At 47.8% G+C, this 26,191-nt stretch carries 16 protein-coding genes and 1 tRNA gene; 3 read left to right on the forward strand and 14 right to left on the reverse strand.

Annotated elements, in window-relative coordinates; translation table 11 throughout:
• Positions 1-20: 20 nt before the first annotated feature.
• Entirely contained in the window at positions 21-1,226 is a 1,206-nt protein-coding gene (locus ACZ42L_RS06765) for a S1 family peptidase (RefSeq protein ID WP_464715634.1), read from the forward strand.
• 70 nt (positions 1,227-1,296) lie between these two features.
• Here the strand turns inward: ACZ42L_RS06765 and ACZ42L_RS06770 are convergent, their stop codons facing one another.
• The 13 genes from ACZ42L_RS06770 to gltX form a co-directional block, all read right to left on the reverse strand.
• Positions 1,297-2,433, reverse strand: a complete 1,137-nt coding sequence (locus ACZ42L_RS06770; RefSeq protein WP_464701602.1) for a DUF1735 and LamG domain-containing protein — start codon at positions 2,431-2,433, stop codon at positions 1,297-1,299.
• Positions 2,434-2,481: 48 nt separating this feature from the next.
• Entirely contained in the window at positions 2,482-3,609 is a 1,128-nt protein-coding gene (locus ACZ42L_RS06775; RefSeq protein WP_464702081.1) for a glycoside hydrolase family 18, read from the reverse strand.
• Positions 3,610-3,621: 12 nt separating this feature from the next.
• Entirely contained in the window at positions 3,622-5,250 is a 1,629-nt protein-coding gene (locus ACZ42L_RS06780; RefSeq protein WP_464701604.1) for a RagB/SusD family nutrient uptake outer membrane protein, read from the reverse strand.
• Positions 5,251-5,255: 5 nt separating this feature from the next.
• Positions 5,256-8,582 (reverse strand): TonB-dependent receptor, encoded by a 3,327-nt coding sequence (locus ACZ42L_RS06785; RefSeq protein WP_464715635.1) that lies wholly within the window; start codon positions 8,580-8,582, stop codon positions 5,256-5,258.
• 80 nt (positions 8,583-8,662) lie between these two features.
• Complete coding sequence (locus tag ACZ42L_RS06790) at positions 8,663-9,670, reverse strand: FecR family protein (RefSeq protein ID WP_464715636.1); 1,008 nt, start codon at positions 9,668-9,670, stop codon at positions 8,663-8,665.
• Positions 9,671-9,736: 66 nt separating this feature from the next.
• Positions 9,737-10,309 carry an RNA polymerase sigma-70 factor gene (locus ACZ42L_RS06795; protein WP_464701607.1) on the reverse strand — a complete coding sequence of 191 codons (573 nt, stop codon included), beginning with the start codon at positions 10,307-10,309 and terminating at the stop codon, positions 9,737-9,739.
• Between the two features lie 161 nt (positions 10,310-10,470).
• Positions 10,471-10,545 (reverse strand) — tRNA-Val (locus tag ACZ42L_RS06800).
• Positions 10,546-10,720: 175 nt separating this feature from the next.
• A complete protein-coding gene (locus ACZ42L_RS06805; protein ID WP_464715637.1) occupies positions 10,721-11,638 on the reverse strand; it encodes a helix-turn-helix domain-containing protein in 918 nt (305 codons plus the stop codon).
• A gap of 304 nt (positions 11,639-11,942) precedes the next feature.
• Positions 11,943-12,668: a nitroreductase family protein gene (locus tag ACZ42L_RS06810; RefSeq protein ID WP_464697616.1), complete on the reverse strand. Its 726-nt coding sequence runs from the start codon at positions 12,666-12,668 to the stop codon at positions 11,943-11,945.
• Positions 12,669-12,785: 117 nt separating this feature from the next.
• Positions 12,786-13,994 (reverse strand): L-serine ammonia-lyase, encoded by a 1,209-nt coding sequence (locus tag ACZ42L_RS06815; RefSeq protein WP_464697618.1) that lies wholly within the window; start codon positions 13,992-13,994, stop codon positions 12,786-12,788.
• A gap of 377 nt (positions 13,995-14,371) precedes the next feature.
• Positions 14,372-16,609, reverse strand: a complete 2,238-nt coding sequence (locus ACZ42L_RS06820) for a family 20 glycosylhydrolase (RefSeq protein ID WP_464715638.1) — start codon at positions 16,607-16,609, stop codon at positions 14,372-14,374.
• Between the two features lie 52 nt (positions 16,610-16,661).
• Positions 16,662-17,870, reverse strand: coding sequence for a 3-deoxy-D-manno-octulosonic acid transferase (locus ACZ42L_RS06825; protein ID WP_464715639.1), 1,209 nt, complete (start codon positions 17,868-17,870; stop codon positions 16,662-16,664).
• A 35-nt stretch (positions 17,871-17,905) separates the two neighbouring features.
• Entirely contained in the window at positions 17,906-19,423 is a 1,518-nt protein-coding gene (gltX, locus tag ACZ42L_RS06830; RefSeq protein ID WP_464697625.1) for a glutamate--tRNA ligase, read from the reverse strand.
• 115 nt (positions 19,424-19,538) lie between these two features.
• Here gltX and ACZ42L_RS06835 point away from each other — a divergent pair, with 115 nt between their 5' ends.
• Together ACZ42L_RS06835 and ACZ42L_RS06840 are read left to right on the forward strand one after the other, a co-directional pair.
• Positions 19,539-21,641, forward strand: coding sequence for an HD family phosphohydrolase (locus ACZ42L_RS06835; protein WP_464715640.1), 2,103 nt, complete (start codon positions 19,539-19,541; stop codon positions 21,639-21,641).
• A 210-nt stretch (positions 21,642-21,851) separates the two neighbouring features.
• Positions 21,852-23,528, forward strand: coding sequence for an OmpP1/FadL family transporter (locus ACZ42L_RS06840; RefSeq protein ID WP_464715641.1), 1,677 nt, complete (start codon positions 21,852-21,854; stop codon positions 23,526-23,528).
• Between the two features lie 88 nt (positions 23,529-23,616).
• Here ACZ42L_RS06840 and priA read toward each other — a convergent pair whose 3' ends face one another.
• Positions 23,617-25,884 (reverse strand): replication restart helicase PriA, encoded by a 2,268-nt coding sequence (gene priA, locus ACZ42L_RS06845; RefSeq protein ID WP_464716988.1) that lies wholly within the window; start codon positions 25,882-25,884, stop codon positions 23,617-23,619.
• Positions 25,885-26,191 lie beyond the last annotated feature (307 nt).

Raw genomic sequence — 26,191 nt, forward strand, 5'->3', positions numbered from 1 at the left:
TATATTAAACAATACATGTCATGAGAAAAACATTATACCTATTGCTACTGATTGCATTGTTCTTCAGCTCATGCAATACCCAAAAAACAGCCGAAGAGCTTTTCGAACAAGACAAATCGGGAGTAGTAATGGTCATCAATCGTTTCTACTACGAAATAGAGATGAGCAACGGCGAGAAACTCTATTTCACTGGACTCGATGAAAATGGCAATCTGGCCAATGTAACAGCCCAACTTGCCGACATTAAAGGAAAAGAGGGCATGCTTACGGGGACGGGCTTCTTCATCGACAAGCAAGGAACACTTCTCACGAATCGACATGTGGTAGGTACGGATATAGACGAGAATGCCGTCAAGCAAGGATTATCGCGCGCTATCGAACAACTGGCATATTACTATCAACAGTATGCCGGCGAACTCCAGACACAATACGACCAGTTGGAAGCATCCAAAAGTTACAATCTAGAAACTGATATATGGGGAAACGAGACCACGACTTCGGAACAACAGAACGCCGAGATAGAAACACAACAGGCTGAACTCAGTAATAAATACAACCAATTACAAGGCCTCATCGCGTATTTGACCGGTGGCGGAGTAGACATTAACCATGTGAAAATCAAAGTCGCCGTTCAATTAGGTGTAGCCTATAATGGCGACAATGTGAGCAATCCTTATGGGCTCATCAACAAGAATCCATGCAGACTTGTGAATATATCGACCAGCTATCATGATCGTATGCGAGTAAAAGGTATGGATAAATACGAAATTAATGCAGCGTGCCAAAATCCAGATGATGCCGACCTAGCCATCATCAGACTGAGCAACAATATGACACCGGAGTCTGCTTACGTATTCCACTTCATCGGTGACCAACCGCAGGACACATCCATTCTCGATTTCCTGAAGAAGGAAAAGAGTAGCAAGGATTTAAAGATTGACCAACAACTCTACATGATTGGCTACAATGCCGGTCCGACATTGGCCGGCAACGACCAACGTATCCAAGCACAGTTGACAAGTGGGAAAATCACACAGACCACCGACGGGGTACGTCTGCTCTACAGTATTCCCACCGTACAAGGTTCCAGTGGCAGCCCTGTTATCAACGAAGACGGCGATGTATTAGCTGTGAATTTCGCCAAACTTGCGGTTTCCGACAACTTCAATTTCGGTATTCCCATCCAAAAAATCAGGAAATTCATGGGCTATCGGAAGACTTTATAAAAAAGAACATCCTGCCGAACAGTAGTCCGGTAGGATGTTACAAAGCAATTATGCCTAAGTGTGTTTCTGTCTATTCTATAACGACAGGATTTGGAAGCGTTTCAAAAGGAATACCTTGGGTTATACCTTCAATACCCTTGGCGGAATCTTTTATCTTTCCATTTTCTACTTTTTCAGAGCCATTGAGCTTATAATAGAGTTCCAAGCCGTCCGACTTAGGATCTACACCCATCATGTTTTGCTGAATCTGGTTCTCGGTACGTGCCACACTCCATACACGGAGTTCACCCATGTAGCCCACAAATGGACGTGCTCCCCATTGGAATCCCTGTAGCTTACCTATCTTGAAACCGATATCAGCATTGGGGTCAAAACCCTGAATATTCCATGCAGACTCGGCCCACTTCGTACCATTGACATACATGACTGTCTTACCGGAATTGCTGTCGAATGTCAGAGCCACATGATACCATTTATTCAACTGCAATACATCCGGAGCCTCATAGTGCTGGCGACCAGCTACCTGCAAAATACCACGAGCTATTCCACCACCAGTGTCACCTATGCGGAGAATCATCACTCCCTCCGTTCCAAGAATCGTATTACTCGTACCGAAGTCCTTAGCATAGATCAAAGCCTCATAAGTAAACGACTTGAAGAAAGTTCCGGTAGGGAATTTCACAGAAATGAAATGCGATGAGAATGCACCAGCCGTAGTCACTCTGAGTGGTTTGGCCACGATGACATACTCAATATCCGTACCCGATATAGCCGGAACATCACCCGAACTCAGTTTCACTGGCAAGACATAGGACTTACCATCCTTCAGCTTGCCTAGATTAGAAAGTGTCAGTTTCACCTTTCCGGCATAAATGCCACCTTTCTCTATCGTAGCCGTTGACTGATCTATTTTAGCATTTGCCGCGTCAAAGGGCAAATAGTCTGTACCATACTTGGCATTATACTCTTTTACAACAGAAGAATCAGCAATGGCATAAGCCACATTGACTTCTGAAGAGTGGGCATTGGAGAGACGTGACGTGAGTTCCACGTCCATCGTTTCCCGTCCTTCCTTCAGTTCCACACTGTGTTCTTTGTTTTCAAAATACACCTTGGGCTTCAGCAAATCGCTCTCACTGTCATTGCAGGCTGCAACCAAAGCAAGTGTAAGCGCCGCCGCCATATACTTGAATATGTGTTTTTTCATTTTATGTTTCATTTAAATAAAGATGATTGATATTTTTGCTTACACCATTCACTTTTTGCCCTGTCCTTTCTGCTGAGCTTTCCAGTCATTAAACACCTGTTGGTTAATTTGAATGGCCTTACGCATCCACTTGTAGCTAGGTGTATTGTCATAGTCGTTGTCGAAGCGATAAGCTCCTACACCACCTTTATAACTATCTAAGGGCATAGCGGCTGCCTGTTGCAACAGATACCCTCCCTTACCGAAAGACAACTCGAAGTTTTCCGTGATAATGAGTTTGCGCGGATCGAAGTCTACATATTCCAATCGTGGCAAATACCCGTAAGACTGAGCAATCCAGTAATCTACATATCCGTCCAGCACATCTGTCAAATCATCGAAATGTCCGTCAATACAAATCAGCTTATGCCCCTTTCCTTCGGGATCGCTCTTAGGACCGATATACTTATTCATCTCCTTGATGAGGAATACCAACTGCTCGTCGGTAGACAATGTGCCATCCATATCGAACACACCACTGCCAATCTCCCAGTCAATATCATATCCATCCCAGTCGTTCGCCTCCAAGGAGTCGCAGAGTGCTTTGGCAAATTTAGACAGCGCCTGCTTATGACTTTCAGAGCCAACCTTACCATCGAAGCCCCAAAATTTCCATCGAGCCAATATCTTTTCACGGCTCAATCGCTGTGCATCTTTGGCCCATCCCTCTTTTTCGGCACGCTTCTCTACTTCTTCATAGACAGATGCGGGTGTTCTACCCTTACCGATATACGACAAAAGTGTCACTTCCAGAAGTTTGGTCCCTTTAACTTTCTGCACAAATTCCTTATCAGCTTTCTGTTCTGGCGTCAGTTCATAACGACTGGGTGCTCCACTCCACATCGAAACGATATCCATACTGTCGGGCATTGACGAGAGATAGCCACGGCGATAAGTACCAGCCGGAGACCAGTTGGAATACCAACCAAAGGCTACAGGGCGACCATAGTTCACTGCCGACTGCTTGTAAGCACGCAAGTCAGCATAGTATTTCTCGCTTTTCTCATTATTGAGTGTGTTGTATCCACCAATGTGGTCGAACTCCTGTGCCTCAACGTCTGTCATACCAGAACAAGATGTAAGCGCAAATCCAACCGACAAGGTAAGGAGTAGTGTATAATATTTGAAGTTTTTCATTGTCATTACATTTTAAATATCCTTTTTATTGTCCCACCACAGACGTGTTCCGGCCTTATCCTGACCATCACGCAACAGTTTGCGGGCTTTGTCAAGGTTCTCTATTTCTTCTTGCGAAGTAGCTTTATTAGCTGGATAGCGCATGCGGCGTATACCTTTTTGGGAATCCACTTCGCCATTGCTAAAGTTTTTGATAACCTTATGCAGCTTCGGATATCCCGTGCGACGATATTCACTCCACGCTTCCTGACCATTCGGATAGAGGGCAATCCACTTCTGAATGATAATCTTTTCGAGCTGTTGTTCCATGCTTCCACCCCAACTAACGGTAGCATCCGTAGGCGACTTTTCTGAAACGTTTACTCTCGGATCGTAAATATTCAGCGTATATTCAAGCGGTGTATAATCAGACTCCATATACTCTTCCACTTCAGAGGTCGATATGCCATTCTCCTCAAAAGACATAGCAATACCTTTCTTATAAAAGTCTTTGGCAGTACCACCTACAGGCCATTTGCGCAAAGCGGCCTCAGCCAAGAGGAAATATACTTCAGAAGCACGCATCCAATAGGTAGGAGTAGCGTTCTTGATATTAGGTCTTGAAGCATCTCTGAATGTAAAGTTAGGACCTTTGTCATGTCCTGTCGGCACAGCAAAGAATCTGCCATAGTCACCCACTTCCACAGACTTAGCGTTCTTAGACGTAGTGAAGTATTTGGGCAAACGCGGATCTTCATATCCAGCCATGTAAGCCAAGATTGATGAACCCATGCGACATTCGTTGTACTGGTTAATCAAATCATCAAAATTGTTCTTGAAAACAAGACCAGCCCCCTTCTCCATCTTGGCTTCATCAGCCATGTTCTTCATCACCCCATAAGGATTGTTGACAGCCTGGAGGGCATATTTCTGCGACAAATTGCTATCTGCATAGTACACACGCATGGCTAAACGCAACATCAACGAATTGGCATAGACTATCCATTTCCTAACATCACCGCTATAAACAGCATCGGCATCGGCCAACAAGGTCGTAGTTCCCTGTTCCAGATACTTAGACAACACAGCGATTGAAGTCGTCAGCTCAGCAAACATCGTCTTATAGACTTCCTCCTGACTGTCGTAGGGTACGGTAATCAAGCCTTTACCAGCTTCCTTGTAAGGTATAGGACCAAACATATCGGTAGCTTTGTGCCAAGCTGATATCTTGATAATCTGGGCTAAGGCAAAAGCCTCTGGATAAGTAGTCTCCGTCTTACTTTTAACCTCCTGCCACAAAGGAACCATCGTTGAGTAAGCCTCCGTATAAGACGAAGAAATCCAACCGTCTTTCAGGAAGTAATTCAGGTTATTAGTTCCTCCCCAGTTATTATTTTGTCCGAAGTAACCGCTCCAGCAGTCGGCAGCCAAGTTATAAGCTGTCTGATAGCGATTGACAACATTGGTTCCATCGGCTTGTGTACCCAGTGGTACCACACATTTCTGCATGGCAGTAATAGGGCCTCCGATGCTAATACCATCCATCAACCCCTCTTCGGGAAGCATTTCAAACTCATTGGTGTTGATTTTCTGAAAGTCACAAGCTGCTAACAGTGACAGAACAAATACACCTAGTATATATTGATATCTTTTCTTTTTCATCGTTTTCAGAATTTAAACTTGACACTGAATCCATAACTTTTCAGACTGGGTTGCATGAAATAGTCGTTGCCCTGTCCATAAGTGCCGGTAGAAGAAGTCAACTCCGGATCGAAAGGAGCTTTGCAATAAATCATCAATGGATTGGTAGCTACAAACGACAATGTCAAATCGCGCAGCACATGGTTGAACCAACTAGGATTGAATTTATAACTTACGGTCAATTCCTGCAAACGAACGTTGGTGGCACTATAGGTATAGTAACCGGCCAGACCTGTTTCTCCTGTAGCTATCAGCGTATAATACTTCTTAGCATCGAAGAGTCCTTGATTAGGAATCATCACACCACCGGCTTCACGAGCATCGGCAGAAGACTTTGAGACGCCGAAACGATCGAGCAAAGCCTGGGTAGAAGAGGTGACAACACCACCAAAACGGGCATTAAACAAGAAACTAAGACCAAAATTCTTATAGCTGAAAGCGTTGTTCCACCCCATTGTAAAATCGGGTGTTGTCTTGCCTAAGTAGATGGGGGTAACCGTTTCCAGACCAATACCGCCTGAAGGTGTCACGTTGACATAGCCCTGATTGTCTTTAGCCAAAACCTTATTGGCATAGATATCATTGATAGTTCCACCGACTTTTAGTATCACACGTCCATTGTCTTTCTGCACTTCAGGAATGTTAATTGGTTTCGGACTCTTGGGATGATGATAATCCTTGACCATCTCCTTGATTTCGTTCACATTCTTTGAATAGGTCAACGATGAGTTCCACTGTAAGCCACCGAAGTTATCGTTGTAACCAAGAGTCATTTCCATACCACGGTTTTCTACATTACCAGCCTGCAAGTAAACGGCTTTGTAACCAGAGCTTTCGGGCAATTCGCCGATAAATGTCTGGTTATAAGTGTTAGATTTATACCATGTAAGTTCCAACGACAGCTTCTTGAAGAAGCGCGCTGTCAAACCTAACTCATAAGACTTGGTACGCTCGGCCTTATAATCGGTAAATGGATAAATATTGGTAGAATTCAAGCTACCGCCGACAATAGGAGTCGTAATAGTGCCGGGAGTCATTCCCGACTTAGAAACGGGAGAGCCTACTTCTGTGTATGAACCTCTCACTTTGAGGAAAGAAATGAAAGATGGCAGCTTCACCATTTCGGAAACAATACCAGATAAACCTACAGACGGATAGAAGAATGATTCCTCGGAAGAGTTGACAAGGCGTGAATTCCAGTCATTACGTCCGGTCAATGTCAAGTAAACCATACTTTTCCAACCCAATTCGGCACTGGCAAAAGCTGCCACATTGCGTACTTTGGAGTCGCCACCCGATTCACGGGTCTTGCTGTCAGAAGGGTCAATGTTGGTCACAGAGAACTTATTCGGTACCAATACCAAGTTGCCACCATAGCCACGTGTGAGCGAACCGTAATCAGAATAGCTATAACCTAAGTTGGCCGCCAAGCTAAAGTCGCCGAAACGCTTGTTGATATTGGCAATGGCGTCGATATAGGTCTGATGGTCCTTGTAATTGTAATACTCATAGAAGCCTTTGGCTTTGGCAAAATATTCGTAGGATGAAGCATACACCTTGCGCTCACTGGTCATAAACGACTTGTCGAAACGCACACGACCAGCCACGCTCAACCAATCGAAGATGTTATACGTAAGCCCTGCGTTGAACATGTATCGATCCTTATTGTCGGGAGCTAAGTTGCGGTAAGCTGTCCAGTAAGGGTTCTGATTGGCGAAACGCCCTTCTTTTATCGGCCAATACTGAAGTGGGAAATTGCGTACATTATCAAAACGCTCAAATGTTTTAATATCTTCGAACGACTCTCCACGGGGGAAGAGATAGGCTGCCACTATTGGATTCCAATATTCACCTTGCGAAACCATGTTGTTGTCTTTCTGCTTTACGTAGGAAGCTCCTAAGTCAAGCTGTACTTTTCCCTTGAAAAGTTTCGACGTGTTACGGATGGTGAAGTTATACCTGTCGTAGGTATTATTGGGCACTATACCCTTGGAATTGGTAGAAGCAATAGACGCAAAAGTCTGGTTGAACTCATTTCCGGTGTTAATGGTCAGCGCATTGATAAAGTTCGTTCCTGTGCGGAAGAAGTCTTTCGCAGGGTCATAGCTACTCGGCTTGGCCAGTTTCTCGCCCCAACTTTCGTAAGAACCAGCCTTATTGCCATAAGTATTCTGGAACTCCGGCATCATAAACGGACGACTGAAATCGGCCGATGAAGAGAATGCGATTTCCAGACGGCCTTCCTTTCCCTTCTTCGTGGTGATGAGAATCGCACCATTGGCGGCATTACTACCATAGAGAGCAGCTGCCGAAGGACCTGCCAAGACATTGATACTCTCAATATCCTCCGGGTTGAAGTCAGCAATGCCTTCACTGCTCACACGTCCCTCGCCCATGATACCACTGTCCTTTCCACCACTGAAATTGAACAGAGGCATACCGTCGATGACGTAGAGTACATTGTTGTCGCCCTCAATCGACTTGGCACCACGCATGATAACACGGGTAGCACCACCCACACCGCTGCCGCTTTTTGCAATGCTGACACCGGCTACCTTACCATTCAGTGAGTTGACAAAGTTGGCATCCTTGTTACGGGTGAGCTCTTCGCTCGACACTTTCTGCACATTATAGCTCAACGCTTTCTCTGCACGCTTGATACCCAAGGCCGTCACGACAACTTCGTTGAGAACTTTAGAATCTTCTGTAAGGGTAAGTTGGTGACCTACGTTCGATGCTTTCACCTCACGGGTAGCAAAACCTACATAGGTAAGTTCCAGCACATCGGCCGACCCGGCATTAATTGTAAAATTACCATCAATATCGGTCACAGTGGCACGCTTCGAACCTTTCACTCTTACAGACACGCCTGGGAGCGGTTCGCCATTGGCATCTACTACCTGCCCTGCCACCTTACCAGCAACCTGTGAAACGGCTTCGGCGTGTTCTTTCTGCTTGTTTTTAGGCATAATAATGACATGCCTGTCGGTAATGGTATACTCCAGATTCGAGCCGTGGAGCATTTCCTTTAACAAATCGGACAGCGTAATGTCTTGCGAACTAACATTGACTGTTTTCTTCAGATTGATTGTATTCTGTTCGTAATCTACTGATTTGGCTGTTTGTTTTTCGATTGCAGTAATCAGACTTTTCATGGTCGGCTTCTTTTCCTGCAACTTTATCTTCTGGTTTTGACTCCAGACAGACGATGATAGAATCAATAAGGCAGCTACGGAAACGATTTTCGGTCTTGCCATTATTGACCTTGTACATTTTTTAATTAATTGTTTCATGATGTAGTATCAGATAAAATTTGATAGGGGGAGTAACTTACTGTTAATAGTAGGATAGGTTATTTTAGGTTTTTCTTTTTCTATCGGCGACCTCCTTTCTTTGTGCTGAGGGTTATAGATTGTTGATTATGATAAAATACTAAATTACCAGATATTTTCGTGAGTACCGTCATGACGTCGTCTATGCTCTCATCGTTCTTGAAATTCATGGTGTAAGCCCGCCTCATATCGACCGATGGCGCAACATTGAACGTAACGTTGTACCTACGTCCGAGTTCTGTAAGTATACTACGTAAAGGCTGCTGTTCAAAGTTAAGACCGCCATTCATCCACACTTTGTATTTTTCGCTATCGACCGAAAGTTTACGCATCGTGCCACTGAAACGATTGTAGAGCAACTGCTCATTAGGCTCTAACACTGCCGAACGGCTCATACCCATCACCTTCACCCGTCCTTCTTCCAGAGTCGTAGTAATCATTTCGTCATTGGGATAAGCCTTCACGTTGAAATGAGTGCCGAGTACTTTGATGCTGAGATTGCCCGCATGCACGACAAAAGGATGTCCGGTGTCTTTTGACACATCAAAATGCGCCTCACCTTCCAGATAGACTTCACGCTTGGAAGCATAGCTGTTGAACGACTTAGGATAGAAGATGGTAGAACCGGCATTGAGCCTTACCTTCGTGCCATCAGAGAGCAGCAGACTATCAGTAGTACCATTAGCCACATAACACTGTACCATTTCGCTCGAACGGGCATAATAGGACGAGGCTAAAAACCATACGGAAGCTCCCAGTGCAAGGGGAAGAATAAACAAAGCCGCATATTTCATGACGCGGAGACGCAATTTCTTTGTTTTCAGGGCGTCTTCATAGGCATCCCGATTGGCTCTGAACTGTTCTAGTGCCTGAGAAAGTTTTGCATCATCCTCGGCTACCGGTTCTTCCCAAACTGACTTGAAAGCAGCTTCCTTGGACTCATCATCTTCACCATTTGCTATCCAGCGGGCCACGCTCAACACGTGGCGACGCTCAATGAGTCCGTCGATGAATAATCTAATTATTTGATATGCTGATTGCTTATCCATGGTTTCGTTGTTTGCTGAAAAGACAATGCAAACACGGAACGCACGTAGTTAAAATACCTTAAATACCTAATTCAACAGATGATGCACCAGTATCTCGACCACAGCCAACAACATTAATCGTCTTAATTCGCTCAAAGCAGCGGAAATATGAGTTTCTACGGTGCGCTTACTGATATTCAAACGCTCGGCAATCTCTTCATTCTTCAGTCCATCTATACGACTCATCGTGAATACCCTACGCCGCTGTGGTGGCATTTGCTCTATATGCCGATGGACTATCTCCATCAGTTCTTTACTGTACAATGCCTCTTCCATATTCGCCTTATCTGCGACTTCCATACTTTCTGCCATGCCCCGGCGTTCCCTTACCATACGTTTCAAAGCATTGAGAGCTGCGTTTTTGGCCATCATGTAGACATAGGCATCGAGTGTTTCGATAGCAGGAATCCTGTCACGCTGCACCCACAGTTTCATGAAGATATCCTGTGTAATATTCTCCGCCTCGTATTCGTCGCCGCAAAACCCACGAACAAATTGCTTCACTCGTGAATAATAGCGTGTAAAGATGATGTCGAAAGCTTTTCTTTCGTCATGCCTCAACGCTATCGAGAGCATTGCATCAGCGTCAAATTCCAACATGATTAAATAAGGTTATGTTAATTACAAACGCAAAAATAATATAAAAAAGCCCAACAACATCGTATCTGTCACTAAATTAACGCATTTTAGAGTTCACGCAGATGAAATCCCTATAAAAGGAAAAATCCCTACGATAACAATGTACCGCAGGGATTCTTGTGTGGGCGTTGACGGATTCGAACCGCCGACCCTCTGCTTGTAAGGCAGATGCTCTAAACCAGCTGAGCTAAACGCCCTTACTCTTGTAAAGCGATTGCAAAGGTAGAACACTTTTTGTATACTGCCAACTTTTTATGAAAGTTTTTTCATTCAGACCGCTATTTTTTTGTTTTCAGCCACTCATTGATAGCTTTCTGCCTACGTCTACAGGTATATTTGCGGAAGCTACCGATATACGTTAGCCGTTCAGAATCATGTTTTCCGCAACATTTCCCGATACTTCATAGGTGGCATTCCACAATGCTCTTTCACGTATTTCCCAAAGAATGAGACATTGAGAAAACCCGTCTTATGAGCAATCTCTTTTGCCGAGAAGTCTGTCGAACGCAGATAATAATTAATATCGGCCAGCGTATATTCCCGTATCCAGTCGTTTGCCGTCTTACCAGATTGCTTCTTACAGATTACCGTCAGATACTTCGGACTGATAAACAGTTCCTGGGCATACTCCTCTACCGGCCGATGCTTTATCTCACTATTCTGCAAGAGAGAGATAAAACGACTGAAGATACTGTCGGTAGCCTGATGTTTTTCAGGCACGTTATCCATACTGCTGGTAAGCAACGTGCATAGTCCGAGCAGCGCACACTTGATAAGTGTCTGCACCAGTTCGCCCCTGAACGGTTTCCATGCCGTACTCTGCGCACCTGCATCTATGCAAAGTCCCAACAGATTGTAGAATTGCTGATAGAACATATCGTCTTGCTCGCTCAGCTTCACCTTGGAAATCCTGTTCACGTAGACAGCCTGTGTCCATACGTTCATGTTGCTATGCAGGATGTTGCGCAACCCATTGGTCGTGATACACAGGGCGGCACACTCAAAATCAGGACTCACCATGACATTGTCTATCATCGCATTGGGAGCACAGATTATCGCTTCTCCCCTCCCGATTGTCACGGGTACACCGTCCAGTAGTCCCTGCATGCGTCCCTGCTTGCAAAAGGCAATAGCATTCATATCGACCCGTATGGGGTCGGGTTCAGACAGAGCGCGTATATTATCTATCAGCATAATGTCCGAATCGGAATATCCTATTTCTATAGTCGATTCATCCTGAACATCTGCAACTGCCTGTCTGAGGTCTCTCACTCTGCTTTTTTGTCCCATTTCGCTTCTCATATACTCTTATCTGAATACAAAAATAGCATTAAAAAGGGAAATACAATATCCTGTTCAGACATATTTACCATCTATTTAGCTTTTCTTCCTTTTATACGCCCAGTTGCTTCCCAAAAAGAACATCTATATATTTTCCAATTCCAACAGTGCCTTGCCTACAAGGCAAAGCATAGCGATGGCAAAGTCGTTCCTGCCAATACCAACGACAGGAGGGAATGTGAAAATAAGAATGCGAAAGAAGACTGAACCCCTTCTTCACGGCTAAGCACAGACAGCACCGCCAGCCTATTGGTCAGACACGATGATACTGCTGGTCGAAAGGCAGGCGGAAACGCTCACCCCATACACCGTCGGGCAGACGCATACCACAGGTTATAATCATATTCACCTCCGTACCACAGGGCAAGCGCAGGGCTTTCTTGACAAGCGCACTGTCAAAGCCTTCGACCGGGCAAGTGTCGTAGCCGGCCTCGCTCATGCCCAACATGAAAGTCTGGACAGCCAGTGCACAACTCTTATGGACAACCACCCTGACATCTTGCTCGCTCACCTGGCGAACGATGGGGCGGAACAATCCGATGGTTTGTGCCAACAGCTTGCGGAGCAGTCCCAACATTCCCATACAGCGGGCATACTGGAAAGGCATCAACTTGCCATAATACAATTCCCAACGCTTGGTACGCTTCTCGTGCTTCTCTGCCGGACTATTACGCTTCACGTCTTCCGTAGCGAAGTCCAGATTGGCCTTGGCATGTTTCTTATATAAATCCTGCCGCGTCACAAACACCACCATCTGCTGGGCCGTTGTAGCCGTCAGCTGGTCCAGACAGGCATGCGCCAGCCGTTTCAGCATTTCTTTATCCGTTACATGATAGGCTTCCCACAGTTGCATATTGGAACTGGTGGGTGCTAGCGTAGCCATTTCTATACATTGGCGTACACGCTCTACGTCGAGCGGTTGCGCAGGGTCATAATGGCGAACGGCCCTTCGATGATTCAGTATTTCCTGTAAAGTCATGAGTCTCTATGTTAACCTCCCCCACCCTTCCCAAAGAGGGGAGAGTCGGCAGGAGCTTGTTTTCAGCAATCTGTTTTTGCACTCCCCTTCTTGGGAGAGAGATTGGGGCTGAGGTTTCTAATTCCTACGATACGCCCTGGCCAATCCGCCCTCGCTCGTTTCCTTATATACCGACGGCAGGTCATGACCGGTTTGCTTCATCACCTCTACCACATGGTCGAACGAAACACGGTGCTTGCCATCAGAGAATGTGGAATAGAGATTGGCATCGAGGGCACGGGCAGCGGCAAAAGCATTACGTTCGATACACGGAATCTGTACCAGTCCGCATACAGGGTCGCAGGTCATGCCCAAGTGATGTTCCAGTCCCATCTCGGCTGCATACTCTACTTGCGCCGGAGTACCGCCAAACAACTGGCATGAAGCAGCCGAAGCCATGGCGCAAGCCACCCCGACCTCACCCTGACATCCCACATCGGCACCCGATATAGAGGCGTTCTGCTTCACGATATTGCCAAACAAGCCGGCCGTAGCCAAGGCATGCAGAATCTTTGTCTCGCTGAAATTGTGGGCATGGCGCAGATGATAAAGCACCGCAGGAATGACTCCGCAAGCACCACAGGTGGGCGCTGTGACCACCGTTCCACCCGACGCATTCTCCTCGCTCACGGCCAATGCGTAGGCATAGACCAGTCCACGCGACTGCAACGACTGTCGGAAACCTTGAGCCTTCACGTAGTAGGTAGAAGCCTTACGCGGCAGATGAAGCACGCCCGGCAACACACCTTCGGTCTCGATTCCACGCCTCACAGCATCTTCCATCACCTGCCAAACCTCGGCCAGAAACTCCCATATATCCTTGCCTTCGCAATGCTCCACATACTCCCAGAAGCTCATACCGTGGTTCTCGCACCACGCCTGAATCTCTGTGAGTGTGTTCAGCTGGTAGGTGTCAGCAGTATCGGCCAGTGTGTCTTCTATTCCTTCAGACAGGTTTCCACCACCTATGCTATACACCGTCCACTCTTCCATCACCCTTCCTTCAGTATCAAAAGCTGCAAACTTCATGCCGTTCGGATGATAAGGCAGGAAGACTGTCGGCTGCCAATGGATAGTCACGGGGGCAACAGGAGTAAGCACCTCCTCGATGGCTATGTCGGTCATGTGTCCTTTACCGGTCGCAGCAAGGCTGCCATAAAGGGTTACTTCAAAGCGAGTTGCGTTTTCATGGCGTTCCACAAACATCTTGGAAGCCCTGTGAGGTCCCATCGTATGACTGCTCGAAGGACCTATTCCAATCTTGTATATTTCTCTAATTGATTTCATAGGTTTTATAGTCTCATTCGCTCCATGCGATTACTAAGCAAAAGTAATAAATAAGTATGGAATACCCAAATATTCACCATCGTTTTACTGCAAAGGCTTTGCAGCGTCGCTGCACGCACCTTGCAGCAGTGCTGTCGAGCCTTTGCAGCACTACTGCCAAGCCTCTGCAGTTTTTTGAGTTTGGTGAGTTGACAAGATACTGTCAGACGAGCTGTTTCCTTAAATGGCGTATAACAGACAGCAGTTAATCGCTAAGCTATGATAATTGAAGCAGTGACGGGCTGGGAAGTCGATGGGCATACGAATCAAAACAGACAGGCCGACCTGCGGAAACACTTCCACAGGCCGACCCGTATAGTCGCACTTACATATAGAAACTAGTGTCGATAGCTCACTTGTCCGCCACCGGAGACCTTGAGTCTCAGCTGTCCGCCGTTATGATCGAAGAATCTTACCTCCAACGGATGCAGCCCTTTGCGCATGGCATGTTGTCCCTTGATTTCACGGGGCGAATGCTCGCCGTCGTTGTCAACGACCATCTGTCCGTCTATCTTCAGCCAACTGCCGTCGTCGGACAGCAGGGCGAACGTATAGATACCGTCTTCGGGAACGTCGATATACCCTGTTATAATCAAACCGATATTGCCACTCACCTCTTTCGGAATCGACACCTCGTCTATCGTATAGGTGGTATTGACCGGAGCTTTCTCTATATCCGTACAGTTAGGTCCTGCATATTCATGCCATACAGCTTGCAGTCCGACTTTCGTATCTTTTACAGATACAGCCGGGGCAAAATCTTCTTTCACATAACGGAAACGCGCAGTATTGTCTTTACGACCATCGACACCGAAGAGGCGGAAGGCGAAATCGGTGGTAGAAGCTATGCGCAGCGGCTCGGTATAACGCTGCGAAGAGGCTTGCGGAATACTGCCATCGGTGGTGTAGCGAATCACAGCAGAGGGGTCTTGGCAAGCCACCTTTACCGTGGCTTCGTCGGTAAATACATTCACGCGGTTGAATCCTGTGAGTTCAGGAATGCGATAGGTCACGCCCAACTGCTGCAAACGGGAGTAATGAGCTGTCACCCGACGGTTGAAACCATCCCAATCCTTACCCGTACCATTCCATCCCAACTCGGCCACAGCCAGCATTCGGGGGAATGCCTGGAAGTACATCCGCTCGCGCGTGGGCACCCATTCGGTCCACAGGTTGCCCTGCACACCAAGTATCAGACGGCTGTTTTCCTCCGTCACACCACGTGGACACATGTTGTAACCATATATTTTCTGCAGACTGGAAGCATCTTCATCGTAATCAAGATAGAACTCCGTGTTCGGCGTAAGAATCACGGAATTGCCGTGAGCCGTGGCCTGTTGCGGAGCTGTAGGCTTCCAGTTGCGCCACCACATCACCGTAGAAGTGGCCGAAAGTCCACCCTCGATAATCTCGTCCCAGCCTATCATCTTGCGCCCGTTGGCGTTGATAAACTTCTCCATCTCGTGCAAGAACCAGGCCTGTAGTCCGTGTTCGTCTTTCAGATGGTGGTCTTTGATGCGGCGCTGACAGTCGGGACAGGTCTTCCAATTCTTATGGTCGACCTCGTCACCACCTATATGCACATATTCGCTGGGGAAGAGTGAGAATACTTCGCGCCATATATCCTTGCAAAAATCGAGCATACGGTCTTTGCCGGGACACATCGGCGTGGTGAACAACTTGCCCCAACCGGTCTGCTCGAAACACGAAAGCCCTTTGTAATTGGCAATGGCTGCCAGACTATGGCCGGGCATGTCGATTTCCGGAATCACATCGATGCCGCGGTCGCGGGCATAGGATACTATGGCACGAATGTCGTCTTGCGTGTAGAAGCCACCGTATTTGCCGTCGCTACGCACATTCTTGGCAGCCGGAATCATGGCAGGATTATCCTCTTCGCGGGCACGATTAATGCAGACTGTGTCTTGATTATTAAAGGTGCGCCAAGCACCGTTCTGGGTCAGCAACGGATATTTCTTGATTTCGATGCGCCATCCTTGGTCGTCGGTCAAGTGCCAGTGAAACTTGTTTATCTTGTAAAGTGCCAGCACATCGAGCAATTCCATGACCTCATCGCGCGTAAAGAAGTGGCGTGAGCAGTCCAGTTCCATACCGCGCCAAGAATATTTGGGCGTATCGGTGATGGTCACTGCCGGCACAGTCCACACGCGTTTCACGACTCCACGCGACTCTATCTGCGTGGGAAGCAACTGCCTAAGCGTGGCAATACCATTCACCACCCCCCGATAGTCAGCCCCCTTAATGGTGATACCGCGTGCATTTGCCGACAGTTGATAGCTGCCGCTGATGCCCGTATTTGTCAACATAAGGCGGATAGAACCCTTACGCTGTTTTTGACGGAAGGGGAAACCGGTAGGCGTAGCCAACAGTTTTGACAGATAGGCTGCTGCCGGACGCAACGAAGCATTATCGCAACTGATGGTCGTTCCAGAGGTGAGTGTATAGCCTCCTTGTCCCCATTGCACGCTGGAGGGTTGTGGGATGAGCTGCGCACGAACCGCTGAGACTGTGACTAGTAATAATAGTACAAATAGTATCCTGCTGAATTTAAACATGATTTTGGGTTTATAAGTTATCGTATTGTCCAAGTATACCCAAACGACAGGCCTACAAATGGCTGAGTACCTTACCGGTAGCACCCGTGAAACCGGCAACAAACAGGCCGGCAGCATCACCGCTCTTTTGAAGGAAATCGGTTTGGGCTAACTGTGACATCAAACTATTGAAGTCGGCAGCATTGGAAATTTCGAAGCCTCCACGGGCTGCCAAAAGGCCCTGGGCTTCCTGGAAATGCTTGTTGTTAGGACCGAATATCACAGGGATATTCCACACGGCAGCCTCCAAAACATTGTGGATGCCCACACCAAAGCCACCACCTACATACGACACTTCGCCATAATGATAGATGGACGACAGCAAACCGAAACAATCGATAATGAGACATTCGGCAGCGGCAGCTTCTTCAGGAGTGGCCTGGGTATAGCGAACGGCTTTGAGATTGAGGCGGGAAAGAATTTGCTTCAAGTGGTCTTCGCCTATCACATGGGGTGCAATAATCAGTTTCCACTCCTTATGTTCATTGAAATAAGGAATGAATATTTCTTCGTCGGGAGACCAACTGGATCCGACAACAAATACAGGGCGGTCCTGCTTGAAAGCCTCAACCAGCGGCAGACGCTTGCTGGCTTCCTTGATTTGGAGCACACGGTCGAAACGCGTATCGCCCACAACATCGACGTCGGTGATACCTATCTGGGCCAAGAGAGCCTTACTCTCATCGTTCTGCACAAAGAAACGCTTGAAGCATTTCAGCACATTGGCATACCCACGGCCATACCATTTGAAGAAGACTTGGTCTTCGTGGAAGATGCTTGACACGCTGTATGCCGGCACACCTCGATGTTTCAAGATGTGCAGATAATTGTACCAAAATTCGTATTTGATGAAAAAGGCCATGACAGGACGCACCGTCCGCAGGAAACGACGGGCATTGCGAATGGTATCAAGGGGCAGATAGCAAACGATATCTGCACCCTCGTAGTCTTTTCGCACCTCATAGCCGGAGGGAGAAAAAAATGTAAGCAGTATCTTATATTCAGGATGTTCTTCGCGCATACGTTCCATTAAAGGGCGTCCCTGTTCGAACTCGCCGAGCGAAGCTGCATGAAACCAAACATACTTCGCCGTAGGATCAACTCGCTCACGCAGCAGGGCAATGGCTTGACGCTCGCCCTTCCACATCTTCTTGACCTTCTTATTGAAAAGGCTGGCAATAGCTACCCCGACCAGATACAGGTATATGATGACTTGATACACGACTGAGGAATTTCCTGTTAGATACCGATACAGACTTATTTTAACACTTCGATAGCGCGACGAAGACGTGTCAATGTTTCCTCTTTACCCAAGAATGCGGTAATATCGAACATGCCAGGACCCTTGCCGATGCCCACCAATGCCAGACGGAAAGCATTCATCACGTCGCCCAACTTATATTCCTTATCTTCCACCCATTTGAAGACTACAGCTTCCTGATTCTCTATTGAGAAGTCGGAAATGCCTTCAATCACGTCGGCCAGTTCTGCCATTTGCTGGGCAGAATATTCTTTCCAACGCTTACGGGCCGTCTTTTCATCGTACTCTGTAGGTGCGATGAAGAAGAAAGAACACAAGGGCCACAACTCTTTCACGAAGCTCACACGGTCTTTCATCATGTGAACCACCTGAGTAACGCGTTCCATCGTCTCCTCTACCCCATTATTGGCTACAATCGGAGCAAACAATTTGGCTATCTCGTCATCGCTCTTACGCAGGATATACTCATGGTTGAACCACATGCCTTTCTGGTAATCGAACTTAGCACCACTCTTGGAACACTTCGTAATATCAAACGCCTGAACAAGTTCGTCAAGCGTAAACAGCTCTTGCTCTGTACCGGGATTCCATCCCAACAAAGCCAGGAAGTTGACCACTGCTTCGGGGAAATAGCCACTCTCACGGTATCCGGAAGACACTTCTCCGGTCTTTGGGTCGTGCCATTCCAATGGGAATACGGGGAAACCGAGACGGTCTCCGTCGCGCTTGCTGAGCTTTCCTTTGCCTTCGGGCTTCAACAGCAATGGCAAATGAGCAAACTGCGGCATCGTATCGGCCCATCCGAAAGCCTCGTACAACAATACATGAAGCGGTGCACTGGGCAACCACTCCTCGCCACGGATGACGTGGGTAATCTCCATCAGATGGTCGTCGACGATGTTGGCGAGATGATAAGTAGGTAATTCGTCGGCACTCTTATAAAGCACTTTGTCGTCAAGGATGTCGCTCTTGATGATCACTTCACCGCGAATCAGGTCATGAACATGTACGTCTGTGCCCGGTTCAATCTTGAAACGAACGGTGTATTGCTTGCCGTCCTCAATGAGTTGGTCTACTTCTTCCTGCGACAATGTGAGCGAATTACGCATCTGCATACGCGTACGTGCATCATATTGGAAGTTGGCTATCTCCTGATGTTTAGCCTCAAGTTCCTCCGGTGTGTCGAAAGCTATATAGGCTTTACCGTTGTCGAGCAACTGCTTGACATACTCCTTATAGATTTCCCGACGCTCACTTTGGCGATATGGACCATGCTGTCCACCGAAACTGACACCCTCGTCGAAATGGATTCCCAACCAACGGAAGGATTCTATGATATACTCTTCGGCTCCGGGAACAAACCGATGAGAGTCTGTATCCTCTATTCTGAAGACGAGTTCGCCACCATGCTGGCGTGCGAAGAGATAATTATACAATGCCGTGCGTACACCGCCGATATGCAATGCTCCTGTAGGACTGGGCGCGAAACGCACCCTTACTTTTCTTTCTGCCATCCTTGATAAATGTAGATAAGATATCAATATTTCTTGCAAAATTAATATATTTTTTCCAGTAATGCCGTTCTTTTTTTGTATTTTCGCATAGTAATAGATATAAACACCGTTTATAATGAGATATTCAGACAAGACATCAAAGTATTACTGGCGGAATCTTTTCAGCCGGCTAGCCCTCATATCCATCACGGTGGCAGCCATTGTGTGGTTCTTGCCACGCAACGAAGTACAGCATTTCCGCTACGATGTGGGCAAGCCTTGGATGTATGGCTCGTTCATCGCCAAGTTTGATTTCCCCATCTATAAGACCGACGAGATACTGAAATCCGAGCAAGACTCGATGATGCAGCTATTCCAGCCTTACTACAATTATAACAGCTATGTGGAAAAGCAGCAAGTAGCTAAGTTCAACAAAGACTTTGCCAATGGCTTACCGGGACTCACTGATGATTACAAAGTGCTGATTCTGGACCGTCTGCACAGACTCTATCAGGCCGGTATCATGAAGATGCCGGAGTATAATGTGTTGGCAAAAGACTCCACCAACCTCCTCAGAATCGTCAGCGGAAAGAAAGCCACAGGTGTACAAATCAACTGCATCTACTCCACCATGACCGCCTATGAACAACTGTTCCAAGACGAACAGTTGGCTCTACAGCGACCTATCTTGCAACGCCTGAATCTCAACAACTACATTGTCGCGAATCTGGAATACGACAGCGAACGCAGCGAGACAGAGAAGAACGACATGCTGAGCGGTATTCCCATCGCCAGCGGAATGGTGATGAGCGGACAGAAAATCATCGACCGCGGCGAGATTGTAGACGACTATGCCTATCGGGTGCTTAACTCTTTCGAGCGCGAAATGTCCCGACGCAATGCCAGCGAGCAAGAAATGACCTATACAGCCATCGGACAATGTATCTTCGTCTTTGTGCTTATCACGCTCTTCACGACCTATCTGGCTCTCTTCCGGCGCGACTATTTCCGCGACCAGCGAAGCATTATGATGCTCTATTCGCTCATCACCATCTTCCCCATCCTTGTATCCCTAATGATGAGCCACAACATCTTCAGCGTCTACATCCTGCCTTTTGCGATGGTGCCTATCTTCATTCGGGTGTTTATGGATTCCCGAACAGCCTTCACAGCCCACTGCACGATGATTCTTATCAGTGCTGCCGCGGTAAAATACCAGTACGAATTCATCATCATACAATTAGTAGCAGGCCTCATTGCCATCTATTCGCTGCGCGAACTGTCCAAGCGTGCGCAGCTCTTCAAGACGGCCCTGCTGGTAACCGTCGGTACATTCATCGTCTACTTTGCCCTCCAGATGATGCAAAACGAAGATATGTCGAAGCTGAATCAAGATATGTATATCCATTTCATCGCCAACGGAATCTTCCTATTACTCACCTATCCGATGATGTATCTCATCGAGAAGACGTTTGGATTTACGAGTGATGTGACGCTCTTCGAGCTATCCAATACCAACAAGGGACTCTTACGCGACATGAGCGAGATTGCTCCCGGCACTTTCCAACACTCCATCACGGTAGGTAATCTGGCTGCCGAGATAGCCAACAAGATTGGTGCCAACAGCTTGCTTGTGCGTACCGGAGCGCTCTATCACGACATCGGGAAGATGGAAAATCCCGTTTTCTTTACCGAGAACCAGGCCGGTGTGAATCCCCATGACAAGATGACTCCGAAAGAGAGTGCACAGATTATCATCAATCATGTACCCGAAGGAGTCAAGATGGCAGAAAAGAACAACCTGCCATCATTCATCAAAGACTTCATCGTAACGCATCATGGCTGTGGTGTGGCCAAATATTTCTATGTCAATTACAAGAATACTCATCCTGACGAAGATATTGACATGAAAGCCTTCACTTATCCTGGACCAAACCCATTCACGCGCGAACAGGCCATTCTGATGATGGCCGACACCGTCGAAGCGGCCTCGCGTTCGTTGCCCGAATACACAGCCGAGAGCATCAGTGCACTCGTAAACCGACTCATCGACGCCCAAGTGGCCGAAGGATTCTTCACCGAATGCCCCATTACCTTCCGCGATATCAGTCAGGCAAAGCAAGTAGCCATCGAGCGACTCAAATCCATTTACCACACTCGCATCTCCTATCCGGAACTCAAGAAAGAACTCCAGGACATGCCGAAGCCAGCTGCCGATACTGCCGCTATTGCAGAATAAGCCTCTCGCGCATACCATATTATATAGCATATCTGCCGTGAGTGTACCATAACCTGTATCCACAGCATATCCAAGAGTCTGCACAAATAAAAAGATTTGTGCAGACTCTTTTGTTTACAACGTTAACATAACTAAATAAAACAAACCGCATAAAGGATTTTTAGAACATTCTTTATACCTTTGCAGACATATACTTTACAACTATTTAAGATGAATAAGTTAAAATTCATAATTGTTCTTGCAATTTTATTATCGTCTCAGTCTGCTTGGGCAGGTGGTCTATTGACCAATACCAATCAAAGTGTTGCCTTTCTGCGCAATCCTGCGCGCAACGCAGCCATCGGCATTGATGGTACTTATTTCAATCCTGCCGGTGTAGCATTCCTAAACGACGGATGGCATCTCTCCATCAATTTGCAGAACGCACATCAAACCAGAAGCGTCACATCGAGCTTCAACGCCTTTGCATACGGAGCTAAGAATGAGGGCAAAACCACAAAGACTTTTAAAGGTGTTGCCGACGCTCCCATCCTGCCCTCACTACAGGCAGCCTATAACAAAGGCAAATGGAGCTTCCAGTTCAACTTTGCCGTTACCGGCGGAGGTGGCAAGGCAGAATTCTCACAAGGTCTAGGCTCATTCGAAAGCAGTGTTGCCATGCTGCCACTTCTCTCCGGCCATCTCGACGCTCTGACCACCAAGCTTGGCTTGGGTGCTCTCGGACTGCCCACCATCGAGCAATACGACATGGACACTTACATGCGCGGTCGCCAGTATTACTTTGGATTCACCCTGGGTACAGCATACAAAATTAATGACAACCTCTCCGTCTACGGCGGACTCCGTCTGCTCTACGGCAATTCCAACTACTATGGCTACGTCAAGAATATCAAAGTACGTACAGCCGGCTCTACCGAGTTTGTCAATGCTCCGACCACCTTTACCGCTCAGTCGGCAGCTGCATTTGAAGCCGCAGGCAAGTATGCCGCAGCAGCCGAACTCTACGCAAAGTCAGGCAATACAGCAGCAGCCAGTGCAGCCGCCGCATCGGCCAAAGAATATAAAATCAAAGGTGCGAGCCTCGGTGCGCTCGGCATCGCTACACAAGACGTGGCTCTCAACTGCGACCAAACAGGCTGGGGAATCGCCCCTATCCTGGGTATCGACTACAAGACCGGCGACTTCAACTTTGCAGCCAAATACGAATTCAAGACCCGCATGCGCCTGAAGAACAAATCGGCCAATAGCGAGAGTGCCAAGAATCTGGCACAGCTGGCCAAGTTTGCAGACGGCAATACGGTAGAAGAAGATACTCCGGGGCTGCTCTCTGTAGGTGCTCAGTGGTCGGTAATCCCCACACTGCGTCTCAATGCAGGCTGGCATCACTATTTCGATAAGAATGCCCACCTCTACAACAACAAGCAGAAATTGCTCGGTGGCGATACCAACGAATATCTCTTCGGGGCAGAATACGACATCAACAAGACGTTTACCGTAAGTGGCGGTACGCAGCTGACACGCTATCAGATGACAGATGCGTACATGGAAGATATCAGCTTCAACGTAAACAGCTACTCTTTCGGATTTGGCGTGGGCATCCATCTCAATAAGAAGATGACTCTGAACCTTGCTTACTTCCAAACCAATTACCAGCACTACAAGCGCAACACCAACAACTACAACAACCTTTCAAATATGGCAGGTGGCATCGTTGGCAAGCTGGGCGGTGCACTGGGCATGGACGAGACAAAGGTCAAAGCAGCTCTACAGACCACCCAGGCTCTGCTCACCACACCGCAAAGCAATGGTCAGAGCTTGCTCTACGGAACTGACAGTTTCACCCGTACCAACCGGGTATTCGGTATCGGACTAGATATAGACTTCTAGCCAACCTCGCACTCTCATCATTTATAACTATCATATCACAACTATTCACTATGCAAAAGTCCATTGCTCTGTCTGAGCGATGGACTTTTCACATAGGGTCTACATCATAGTATATCTGCAAGAGCGCATAGCGTTTGTCTTTCATCAGTTCGCCTTGCACCCACCTCAACACCTCGCGCACCTTCTTCTGGTCGATACCATTCTCCAGCTTCAGCATCAACTTGCGAATATGAAGTTGCTTGATGCGAGCTACAGCCGGCTTATCAGGCCCTAACACCCGGTCGCCGAAATACTGGCGCAAGCGCCCACCAAGTTCCAGTCCGGCCGACTCCACCACATCGGCATTGCGATGTTTCAGGTAGACATACACCAGACGGAAGAAAGGAGGATAGCGGAACAAACGGCGCTCGTCCAACAAATCCTTATAGAAACTGTTAAAGTCATGATGCACCACCTGATTGATGACCGGCAAATCCGGATTCTTCGTCTGTAGAATCACTCGTCCACGCGCTCCCTTGCGCCCCGCTCTTCCACTCACCTGTGCCATCATCATGAAGGCATATTCGTAGGCCCTGAAGTCGGGATAGTTCAGCATAGAGTCGGCATCCAGAATTCCCACCACACTGACACGGTCGAAATCCAATCCCTTGGTCACCATCTGCGTACCTATCAGGAGATTGGTGCGCCCCGCAGCAAACTCGCGTATGATGCGCTCGTAGGCATTCTTCGTGCGCGTGGTATCAAGGTCCATACGGGCCACACGGGCTTGCGGAAACTCCTCACTAATCAGACTCTCTATCTTCTCTGTGCCATAGCCGCGCCCATGCAAATCGGTATTGCCGCAATTTGGACAGGCATCGGGTACGGAATAGGTAAATCCACAATAGTGGCACGTCAGTTGGTTCATGTTCTTATGCAATGTAAGCGACACGTCACAATTATTGCATTTAGGCACCCATCCACACACCTTGCACTCTATCATCGGCGCAAAGCCACGCCTGTTTTGGAACAGTATCACCTGTTGGTCGGCTTCCAGGGCCTCCCGTATTGCCTTCAACAGCGCGGGCGAGAACGAGCCGCGCATGATTTTCCGCCGTCGTAGGTCTTTCACGTCTACCACCTGTATCTCAGGCAACTGTATTCCCTGATAGCGTGTTTGCAGCGTTACCAACCCATACTTGCCCATCTGGGCATTGTAATAGCTCTCCATAGAGGGGGTGGCAGTGCCTAGCAGCGTCTTCGCACCGTACATCTGTGCCAAGACGATGGCTGCACTGCGCGCATGGTAGCGCGGTGCAGGGTCTTGCTGTTTGAAACTTGTCTCGTGTTCTTCGTCAATAATGACAAGCCCCAACCTCCGGAACGGCAGGAAAACGGCACTACGCGCTCCCAGAACCACGTCATAGGGATGGTCCGAAAGCTGTTTCTGCCAAATCTCAACACGCTCGGCATCGCTGTATTTACTATGATAGATACCCAATCGCCCACCAAAAACCCGTTGCAGCCTTTCGGTCATCTGCACCGTCAGAGCTATCTCCGGCAACAGATACAACACCTGTTCGCCACGGTCGATGGCCTCTTGTATCAGATGAATATAGATTTCGGTCTTCCCGCTCGACGTCACTCCATGCAGCAAGACCACCTGTCGCTTTGCAAACTGGGCGGCTATGTCGCGGTATGCCACGGTCTGTGTCTCGTTGAGCGGCTTCATGTTTTCCGGAGCAGGGCGAGCACCGCTGTTCAGTCGGCCCACTTCCTTCTCATAGAGATAGAGTATCTTCCGGTCTATGAGTGCGCGTACATGGGCCAACGTGGCATGGGCCTCGTTCATCAGTTCTTCGCGCGTAATCTCGACTATCGGATGCCGAAGCGTTTCAGCCTGTAACGAATCCCAGTGACTCAATGCCAGAAATACCGCAAAGGCATGGGCCTGCTTGGTGGCGCGAGCCAATATATTGAGGGCCACATGCAGGGCTTGCTCCGAGCGATAACTCTCGGCCAGTCCCACATATACCTCTGTCTTAGGCCGGTAACCATCTTCGGCTTTCAGCCCCGATGGCAGGGCAGCCTTGTAAATTTCGCCTATCGGTGACAGATAATAGTCGGCTATCCATTGCCACAACTTCAACTGTTGTGGCAGCAGCATTCTTGATTCGTCGAGAACGGCTATGATAGGGCGCGTCTCGAAGTCGGGTTTCACCGTGTGGACCTTCGCCACCATCGCCGTATATCGCTTGCTCTTGCCCAGCGGCACTTGCACACGTATTCCCTCACCTACTCGCTGTGCTAATTCTTCAGGCACGGAATAGGTGAAAAATCCCTCCAGAGGCAGGGGCAATATCACATCGACATACATCTGCATTCGGCACACAAAGTTAATGTAAGTTGGCTTGATTTCAAAATAAAACCCACTCTTTTATCTCCACTCCATTCTCTATATGATGTGCGGAAAACCACTATTGGCACACAACCGGAAACTCGAAAACCTAAAAACTCATCAACTTTAAAAAACTGCAAGGCCTTGGCAGCATTGCTGCCTAGGCTCTGCAAGACTGCTGAAAAGGCTCTGCAGCAATGCTGCCGAGCCTCTGCACTACACACAGGGCAGAAAGACGCCCAACAAAAAATCCCCTTCCTGTGTCATCGACAAGAAGGGGAAGCAT

The organism is Prevotella mikamonis (assembly GCF_055381405.1).